The 8,743-nt window shown below is 73.2% G+C and carries 7 protein-coding genes and 1 pseudogene; 5 read left to right on the top strand and 3 right to left on the bottom strand.

Annotated elements, in window-relative coordinates; translation table 11 throughout:
• The 5 genes from F2B26_RS12465 to F2B26_RS12445 all read left to right on the top strand — a co-directional run.
• A partial coding sequence (locus tag F2B26_RS12465) for a FadR/GntR family transcriptional regulator (RefSeq protein ID WP_159809845.1) occupies positions 1-541 on the top strand: 541 nt, incomplete at its 5' end.
• The gene (locus F2B26_RS12460) at positions 538-1,329 is read left to right on the top strand and encodes an SDR family NAD(P)-dependent oxidoreductase (RefSeq protein WP_159809843.1); all 792 of its coding nucleotides are present in this window, start codon (positions 538-540) and stop codon (positions 1,327-1,329) included. The genes F2B26_RS12465 and F2B26_RS12460, both read left to right, overlap by 4 nt.
• Entirely contained in the window at positions 1,326-3,086 is a 1,761-nt protein-coding gene (locus tag F2B26_RS12455; RefSeq protein ID WP_159809841.1) for a dihydroxy-acid dehydratase, read from the top strand. The genes F2B26_RS12460 and F2B26_RS12455 overlap by 4 nt, the downstream gene beginning before the upstream one ends.
• Before the next feature lie 35 nt (positions 3,087-3,121).
• Positions 3,122-4,057 (top strand): dihydrodipicolinate synthase family protein, encoded by a 936-nt coding sequence (locus F2B26_RS12450; RefSeq protein WP_159809839.1) that lies wholly within the window; start codon positions 3,122-3,124, stop codon positions 4,055-4,057.
• Between the two features lie 14 nt (positions 4,058-4,071).
• Positions 4,072-4,992, top strand: a complete 921-nt coding sequence (locus F2B26_RS12445; protein ID WP_159809837.1) for an SMP-30/gluconolactonase/LRE family protein — start codon at positions 4,072-4,074, stop codon at positions 4,990-4,992.
• 30 nt (positions 4,993-5,022) lie between these two features.
• Here the strand turns inward: F2B26_RS12445 and F2B26_RS12440 are convergent, their stop codons facing one another.
• The 3 genes and pseudogenes from F2B26_RS12440 to F2B26_RS12430 form a co-directional block, all read right to left on the bottom strand.
• A complete protein-coding gene (locus F2B26_RS12440) occupies positions 5,023-6,597 on the bottom strand; it encodes a methyl-accepting chemotaxis protein (RefSeq protein ID WP_159809835.1) in 1,575 nt (524 codons plus the stop codon).
• A 230-nt stretch (positions 6,598-6,827) separates the two neighbouring features.
• The gene (locus F2B26_RS12435; protein ID WP_159809833.1) at positions 6,828-8,099 is read right to left on the bottom strand and encodes a Gfo/Idh/MocA family protein; all 1,272 of its coding nucleotides are present in this window, start codon (positions 8,097-8,099) and stop codon (positions 6,828-6,830) included.
• Positions 8,096-8,743, bottom strand: a pseudogene (locus tag F2B26_RS12430) (hypothetical protein); the annotation flags it as partial. The pseudogene F2B26_RS12430 and the gene F2B26_RS12435, both read right to left, overlap by 4 nt.

Below are 8,743 nucleotides of genomic sequence, written 5' to 3'. Positions count from 1 at the left end.
TGTGCTGCACGTCCAGCACGGCAAGCGCACCACCGTGCGCGCCGAACGCGAGTGGAACGTCCTGTCCCCCAGCGTGCAGACCGCCTTCGAACGCGTCGGGCGCGGGGCCGAGCTGCGCCGCCAGCTCTACGAGGTCCGGCTCGTGCTCGAGAGCGCGTGCGCCGGGCTCGCCGCCGAGCGCGCCTCCGCGGACGACAAGACGCAGGTCGCCGCCGTGGTCGCGCGCACCGAGGCGCTCGCCGCCACGGCGAGCGGGCTCGAGGCGTTCCTGGAGCTCGACCGCACGTTCCACGGCCTCATCGCCACGCTCGCCGGCAACCTGCCGCTGTCCCAGCTCAGCCGGGACGTCCAGGGATACCTCGCCAGCAGCTGGGAGTCCTCGCTGCTCACCGAGCAGGACATGGCCGAGTCGGCCCGCCAGCACGTCACCGTCGGGCGCGCCATCGAGGCCGGGGACGCCGAGGGCGCCCGGGCCGCGATGGACCAGCACATCCGGTGGGCCGCCGGGATCGAGCAGGTCGACTCCCCCGCCGCCCCATGACGACCGAGCTGCGCACCGTCGTCGTCACCGGCGCGGGGTCCGGGATCGGGCGCGCCATCGCACGGGCCCTGCACGGCGCAGGGCAAGGTGTCGTGCTCGTCGACCTCGACCCGGCGGCCACCCTCGCCGAGCTCACCGACGACGGCGCCGCCGTGCGGGCCGTCACCGGCGACATCGCCGACCCGGCGACGCACCTGCAGGCGCGGGACGCCGCCGCGGCGATCGGCCGGCTCGACGGGTGGGTCAGCTGCGCGGGCGTCGACCGGCCCTGCCCGCTGCCCGACCTCACCGCGACCGAGGCGGCCCGCACCGTCGACACCAACCTCTACGGGACGCTGTGGGGCACCCAGACCGCCGTGCGCACCTGGCTCGACGCAGGCCGGCCCGGTGCGCTCGTGGCGATCTCGTCGGTGCACGGCCGGCGGGCCTACCCCGACCACGGCGTCTACGAGATGACCAAGGCCGCGATCGAGGCGCTCACCCGCAACGTCGCCGTCAGCTACGCGGCGCTCGGCATCCGGGCGAACGCCGTCGCACCGGGCGGGGTCGTCACCGCCGCCCTCGAGGCCTCGCTCGCGTCCGCCGCCGACCCGCAGGCCGCACGCGACGAGCTCACCGCGTTCGTCCCCGCCGGCCGGTTGGCGCAGGACACCGAGATCGCCGCCGTCGTGCAGTTCCTGCTGTCCGACGCCGCGTCCTACGTCAACGGCCAGACGATCGTCGTCGACGGAGCCATGACCAGCCACATCGGCTTCGCGGCCGATCCGAGCACGGCGCGGCCGGCATGACCGGCCCGCACGAGCCGGCCGCAGCGCCCGTGGCCGGGACGCTGCGCAGCGCCCAGTGGCTGGACGGGGACGACGAGGTCGCGGTGCTGCACCGCGTCGCGCTCGGCGTCGACGAGGCCGACCACGGCCGACCCGTCGTCGGGATCGCCGACACCACGTCCGACCTCAACCCGTGCCAGGCGGCGTTCGGCGCCCTGCTGCCGCACGTCGAGCGCGGGATCCGCGACGGTGGCGCCGTCCCCGCCCGGTTCCCGGTGATCTCGCTGGGCGAGGACCTCATGAAGCCCAGCGCCATGCTCTACCGCAACCTCGCGGCCATGGAGCTCGAGGAGGACGTGCGCGCCCACCCGCTGGACGCCGTCGTCTACCTGGCCAACTGCGACAAGACCGTGCCGGCCGCGCTCATGGCGGCCGCCAGCACCGACCTGCCCGGGCTGCTGCTGCTCGGCGGGTCACGCGCGGCGCCACTGTTCGAGGGACGCCCGCTGGGCTCGGGCACCGATCTGTGGCGCGCTCTCGACCGGCGGCGCACGGGAGCTCTCGACGACACCGGCTGGCGCACCCTGGAACGCACCTTGGCGTGCGCCGGGCCCGGGTCGTGCAACACGATGGGCACCGCCTCCTCGATGGCCCTGGTCACCGAGGCGCTCGGGATGTGCCTGCCCGGGTCGACCGGGTGCCCGTCGGGCTCACCGCAGCTGGCCGACCTGGCCTACCGCACCGGTCTGGAGGTCGCCCGGCGCGCCGGCGGACGCGGACCCGTGCCGAGCGCCGCGATGACCCCGGCGGCCTTCGCCAACGCCTTCCGGCTGCTCGCCGCCGCCGGGGGCTCCACCAACGCCGTCATCCACCTCACCGCGGTGGCCGGCCGGCTGGGCATCGACCTCACGCTCGACCAGATCGACGCCTGGTGGGCCGACGTGCCGCTGCTGCTCGACGTCGAGCCGTGCGGGACGAAGCTCGTGCACGACGTGTTCGCCGCCGGTGGCCTGGGCACCCTGGCCCGGCCGATGCTCGCCACGGGGCTGCTCGACGGCGACGTCGTGCTGGGCGACGGCCGCACACTGGCCGCCCACGCCGCCGCGTCCCCCGCACCGGCCGGGGTGGTCCGCACCCTCGACGACCCCGTCGCGCCCGCGCCCACCATGGTCGCGCTGCACGGCACGCTCGCCCCCGACGGCGCCGTGGTGAAGACCGCCGCCGCCTCGCCCGAGCTGTGGCACCACACCGGCCGCGCTGTCGTCTTCGAGGACTACGCGGACATGCGTGCCCGGCTGGACGACCCGGACCTGCAGGTGAGCGCCGACGACGTGCTCGTCGTGCGCCGCTGCGGTCCGGTGGGCGTGCCCGGCATGCCCGAGTGGGCGATGGCCCCGATCCCGCAGGCGCTGGCCGCCGCCGGGGTCACGGACATGGTGCGGGTCAGCGACGGGCGGATGAGCGGGACCAGCTTCGGCACCGTCGTGCTGCACGTGGCCCCCGAGGCCGCCGTCGGCGGACCGCTCGCCCTCGTGCAGGACGGCGACCCGATCCGGCTCGACGTGACCCGGCGACGGATCGACCTGCTCGTCGACCCCGCCGAGCTGGCTGCCCGGGCGGCGCGGGCAGTCCCGGTGCCCGACGAGCACCTGCGCGGCTGGCCGCGGCTCTACCGCGACCACGTGCTGCAGGCGCCGCAGGGCTGTGACCTGGACTTCCTCACCGCCCCGACGCCGCAGGCCCGGCGCTTCGTGCCGCCCGTCGTCGGCCGCTCATGACCTCGACCACTCACCCTGCAGCGAAGGAACGCCCGATGACCGCACGACCCATCCACGGGGTGCTGCCCGTGCTGCAGACGCCGTTCGCCGCCGACGGCTCGATCGACACCGAGACCCTCGTCACCGAGATCGGCTGGGTGCTCGACCAGGGCGTCGCCGGCGTCACCACCGGCATGGTGACCGAGCTGCTGCGGCTCACCGAGGACGAGCGGCTCGAGCTGAGCGAGACCGTCGTGGGCGCTGCCCGCGCGCGCGGGGCGCTGTCGGTCATCAGCTGCGGCGCCGAGAGCACCCGCACCTCGGTCGCCTACGCCCGGCACGCGGCGCAGGCCGGCGCCGACGCCGTCATGGTCAACCCGCCGCTCAGCACCGTCGTGGACGCCGACCGGCTGGTGGACCACTTCGCCGAGATCGTCGAGGCCATCGACGTGCCGGTCGTCGTGCAGGACGCCAGCGGGTACGTGGGCCGGCCCCTCGGCCTGGACATGCAGGCCGAGCTGCTCGACCGGTACGGCGACGCGATCTACTTCAAGCCCGAGGCCAGCCCGATCGGCCAGCGGCTGTCCCAGCTGCGCGACGTCACCGGCGGACGGGCCCGGATCCTCGAGGGCACCGGCGGGGCCGCGCTGCTCGACAGCTACCGGCGCGGGATCGTCGGTACCATGCCCGGGGCCGAGGTGTGCTGGGGCGTGCAGCGGCTGTGGGACGCGCTGCGCACCGGCGACTGGCCGCTCGCGTACGCGCTGTCCGGTGTGCTCAACGCGATGATCGGGATGCAGACCTCGCTCGACGCGTTCGTCGCCGTCGAGAAGCACCTGCTGGTGCGCCAGGGCGTGTTCACCTCGACCGCCATGCGCACGCCTGCCGGGTTCGTGCTCGACCCGGAGTCCGCTGCCGAGATCGAGCGGCTCGCCGACCTGCTCGCCGCGCTGGTCGAGGGCCAGGAGCCGGCCGTCGCGCTGGCCCGATGAGTGCAGCAGGGCCGATGAGTGCAGCGGGCCCGATGAGCTCGGCAGACCCCGCCGGTACCCCGCTGCCGGCCGCGCCGGTGGCGTGGGACGGGCTGGCGCCTGAGGGGCGCGTGCTGGACCTGGACGGGCTCGCCGGGGTGCCGACGGTCGACGCCGTCGCGGTGCCGGGCACGCAGGCTCTGCTCGGCGAGCACCCGGTGTGGTCGCACGCGCTGGACGGTGTGGTCTGGGTGGACATCGACGCCGGTGAGGTGCGCCTGCACCGGCCGCAGGTCGGCACCACCGTGCTGCACCGCGCCACGGGACCGGTCGGCGCCGCGCTGCCCGAACCCGACGGCACGCTGCTGGTCGCCGGCGCCGACGGTCTGGTGCGGCTCGACCCGTTGGCCGCCACCACGACGCCGCTCGCGCCGGCTCCCCCGGCCGGGCTGCGGTTCAACGACGCCGGGCTGGCGCCCGACGGCGTGGTCTGGGCCGGTGTGCTGCCCCTCGTGGACCCGCCCGCAGGTGAGCGCCCGACGGGGTACGTCGAGCGCGTGGACCCGGCCGACGGTCTGGTGCACCCAGCGCTCACCACGATGGGCTGCCCCAACGGCATCGTGTGGACGCCCGACGGCGGCACCGTGCTGGTCTGCGAGTCGGACACCAGGGCGATCGCGGCGGCGGCCTACGCCGACGGGCGTGCCACCGGTTGGCACGTCGTCCAGCGGTTCACCGGCGCCGCCCACGCCGTGCCGGACGGGCTGGACCTGCTGCCCGACGGCCGGCTCTGGGTCGCGTTCTGGGGGCTGGGCGCCGCCGTGCTGCTGTCCCCCGACGGTGTGCCCGAGCTGGTGGTCCGCACGCCGGACGAACGCACGACGAGCATGTGCACCGGACCCGACGGGACGCTGTGGGTCACGACGGCCGCCGGGTTGTGCCGGGCGCAGGTCTGAGCGACCCGCACCCGGCACCTGGCCGGCCGCTCAGGCCCGGAACTGCCCGACGAGCTGCTGCAGGTCGTGCGACATCTTCGTGAGGTCGTCCGCGGCGTGCCGGGTGTCCTCGACGCCCACGCTGGTCTGCTGGGCCGACTCGGCGAGCTGGACGATGCTCTGCGCGATCGCGCTGGACCCGGCGGAGGCGTCCGCGACGTTCCGGACGATCTCGTGGGTGGTCGCGGTCTGCTCCTCGACCGCCGAGGCGATCATCCCCGAGTAGTTGTTGACCTGCTCGACCACACCGGAGATCGACTCGATCATCTCGATCGCGCCCTGCGTCTCCTGCTGCACGGCCTGCACCCGGTTGGCGATGTCCTCGCTCGCGCGTCCGGTCTCCTGGGCCAGGTCCTTGACCTCGGAGGCGACGACCGCGAAGCCCTTGCCAGCGTCACCCGCGCGGGCCGCCTCGATCGTGGCGTTGAGGGCCAGCAGGTTGGTCTGCTCGGCGATCGACGTGATGAGCTTGATGATGTCGCCGATCTCGGCGCTGGACGCCGACAGCCGACCGACGATCTCGGCCGCCTTCTCGGCCTGCTCGACGGCCTGCTGCGCCACACGGGAGGCGTCGGAGGCGTTACCGGCGATCTCCTTGATCGACGCGCCCATCTGCTCGCTGCTCGCGGCCACGGTCTGCACGTTGCGCGAGACCTGCTCGGCCGAGGCCGAGGCGCTGCCCGCCTGGGCGCTGGACAGCTCGGCCGTCGCTGCGATCTGGTCGCTCGTCGTGGTGAGCTCGAGCGAGGCCGCCGACAGGCTCGAGGCGCTCTCGGCGATGGCCCGCACCGTGCTGGCGATCTTCTCCAGGAACTGGTTGAAGTAGGCGCCGAGCTTCCCGAACTCGTCCTTGCGGTTCTCGTCGACGCGCTGGGTGAGGTCGCCGTCGCCCTCGGCCATCTCCCGCAGCCGTTCCGTGAGCACCCGGACCGGTCGGGTGATCGAACGGGCGACCACCAGCCCGATGCCGATCATGATCACGAGGCCCAGGAGCAGGCTGGCCACGACGATGGTGCGCGTGGTGGCGGTGGCGGAGTCACTGGCCGACGTCCGGGTGCCCAGCAGGGACCGTTCCGCATCGTCCATCGCGGTGAGCAGGCCGCGGATCTGGTCCATGGTGGACTTGCCCGCGTTCTGCAGCACGACGGCCTGGGCAGCCTCGAAGCCGCCGCTGCGGCGAAGGTCGATCGTCGACTGCATCTCGGCGAACTTCGCGTCGACCGCGGTGCGCAGCTCGGCGATCCGCTGCTGCTGGGCCGGGTTGTCGGCGGTCAGCGAGGCGATCGTGTCGATCTGCCCGCCGATCTGGTTCTTGGCGTCGGTGTACGGCTGGAGGTAGGAGTCCTCGCCGGTGATGACGTACCCACGCTGGCCCGTCTCGGCGTTGGTGAGCGTCGCGGAGACCGCAGCCACTCCCTCGAGGACCTGGTAGGTGTGGACCACTGCCTTCTGGTTCTGGTTGATCTCGCCGACCTTGAGGTAGGAGATCGCCCCCAGGACCGCCAGGAAGACCAGCGCGACGGCGAAGCCGCCTGCGAGCCGTGCACCTACCGAGTTCAGTCGCATACCAGGTCACCCATCACTCGTGAAAGTCCGGCGATCCCGGTTCGGCATCGCCCTCGCTGTCGTCACGAGGCCCTTCGGCACGCGGACCACAAACGTGAACCAACGTGCAGGTGGGGTCAGTACACCAGGAAGAATTCACCCGTTCGTGAGAGGCAAGGTCCTAGAAGATGCAACGACAACGTCCCGGACCGCACAGGCGTGCACGGTCCGGGACCCGTCGGCTCCGGCGCTCAGCGGTCCCAGAGACCCCCGCCGAACAGAAGCTCGTCGGTGCGCGACCACACCTCGGCGGCGTACGCCTTGCCCTCGGGCGTCGGCTCGACGTGGCCCAGCACCGACGGCAGCGGGTTGTCGCCGCCGGCGTCCTTCGGGTCCGGCGAGAAGTGGTCGTTCGCCATCGCGTCGAGCACGGCCGGGTCGTGCAGGTCGGGGATGACGATCGACCGGTTGTCCTCGAGGGCCGAGCGGTAGGCCAACGCCCCGACGAGCGCCATCTGCACGCCCTTGTAGACGTCGAAGTAGGGCTGCACCCCGGTGCGGATGGCCTGCGCGAACTCGTAGTTCATGAAGAAGTCGCCGCCGCCGTGGCCCGTCGAGGCGGCCTCACGGCCGAACACCGGGAAGTCCGGCACGTAGCTGGTCTCGACCGGCACGCCGGCGGGCTTCTCGAACGGCTCGCGACGCACCCGCAGGTGCTCCTCGAGCGGGCCGCGGCCGTTCTCCATGAGGCCCCGGTTGCCGACGATGCGCACGTAGTTGCCGTGCCCGCGCAGGTCGTACTGGAGCAGCTTGACGATCGCGCCGTTGTCCATCGTCAGCACGATCATGCTGGCGGTGTCCATCCGGCGCACGGTGCGCGCCTTGTTCGCGTCGTCCGGGTCGTGCGCGATGACGAACCCGGAGACCTTCACCGGCACCGTGTCCGTGACGAACATGACCGGGGCCAGCGAGTGCGAGCAGTAGTAGGTGACCGGCAGCCAGTTGCGCCAGTGGTCGGGGCTCATCGCGATCGAGTTGAACAGGTGCGCCGAGATGGGGTGCACGTACTCCCCCTCGCCGTACCGGAAGTCGCCGACGGCGCCCTCCTGGTAGAGCCGGCGCATCTCCTGGTTGTAGGCCATGTACGGGTAGTTGTCCGCGAACATGTAGATGAGGCCGGACTTCTCCACCTCGCGCACCAGCGCCGCCCCCTGGGCCGGGGTGAACGACGCGGCGGTCTCGCTCATCACGTGCTTGCCGGCGCGCAGCGCCTTGATCGCGAAGTCGGCGTGCTCGTGGAAGTAGTTGGCGAGCACGACGGCGTCCATGTCGTGCTCGAGGAACTTCTCGAACTCGGTGTAGGTGGCCACGCCGTGGGTGGCGCCGAACTCGAGCAGCCGTTCCTCCCAGGTGTCGCAGATCGCGACGAGCTCCATCCCCACGATCGGGGTGGACTGGTCGATGAAGGTCTGCCCCCGTCCCAGACCGACGACGCCGACACGGATGGGACGCGGGTGCGTCATGACGAGGCTCCTTGCTCGGGGGTGGTGAACTGCGGGTCGGAGGGGCTGACGCCCAGGTGCTGCAGCACGGCCCGGGCCACCGCTTCGAGGCTGCCGGGCCCGGCGGGCGTCTGCCCCACGGTGTAGCTGGGACGTGCGTAGGCGGCGGCCGGCGGCAGGTAGAACGCACCGGCGCCGTTGGTGAGGTTCGCCACCAGCACCGGACGGCCGGGCAGCGCGGCGCGCAGCGTGCGGGCCAGCCAGGAGTACGCCTCACCGGGGTGGGCGACGACGACGGCCTCGCCCAGCTGCCACACCCACACCGGGTAGTCGATCTGCTCGCCCTGCCCGGCGGCCTGCTCGACGAGCACCGCCCGGGCGGCACGTTCGGCCCGCACGTGCTCGGGCAGCGGCTCACGGACCGGCGCCCCGGGCGGGGTGCGTCGGGTGAGCCGCACCGTGAGCACGTCGGAGCGCACCGTCGTGCGGGCCGGGGTCGGCCGCGGCTGCCAGACGCCCAGCGGGGCGCCCGACTCGACGACCCCGGTGAAGGTCAGCCGCTGGTCCGGGGGGTCCATGAGCGCGAGCGTCGCCCGCACGCTGAGGGCGAGCGAGGCGCCGGCGCGGTCGGCGTCCGCCGGGTCGGCGCTGTACTGGTGGGCCGG

The sequence above is a fragment of the Cellulomonas citrea genome, assembly GCF_009829685.1.
Classification (GTDB): Bacteria; Actinomycetota; Actinomycetes; order Actinomycetales; family Cellulomonadaceae; genus Cellulomonas; species Cellulomonas citrea.
This window is presented reverse-complemented; position numbering and strand designations above follow the sequence as displayed.

Coding starts and splice junctions, on each gene's coding strand:
- F2B26_RS12445 (WP_159809837.1), top strand. CDS start 4,072: ATGAGTGCAGCGGGCCCGATGAGCTCGGCAGACCCCGCCGGTACCCCG.
- F2B26_RS12460 (WP_159809843.1), top strand. CDS start 538: ATGACGACCGAGCTGCGCACCGTCGTCGTCACCGGCGCGGGGTCCGGG.
- F2B26_RS12440 (WP_159809835.1), bottom strand. CDS start 6,597: ATGCGACTGAACTCGGTAGGTGCACGGCTCGCAGGCGGCTTCGCCGTC.
- F2B26_RS12455 (WP_159809841.1), top strand. CDS start 1,326: ATGACCGGCCCGCACGAGCCGGCCGCAGCGCCCGTGGCCGGGACGCTG.
- F2B26_RS12435 (WP_159809833.1), bottom strand. CDS start 8,099: ATGACGCACCCGCGTCCCATCCGTGTCGGCGTCGTCGGTCTGGGACGG.
- F2B26_RS12450 (WP_159809839.1), top strand. CDS start 3,122: ATGACCGCACGACCCATCCACGGGGTGCTGCCCGTGCTGCAGACGCCG.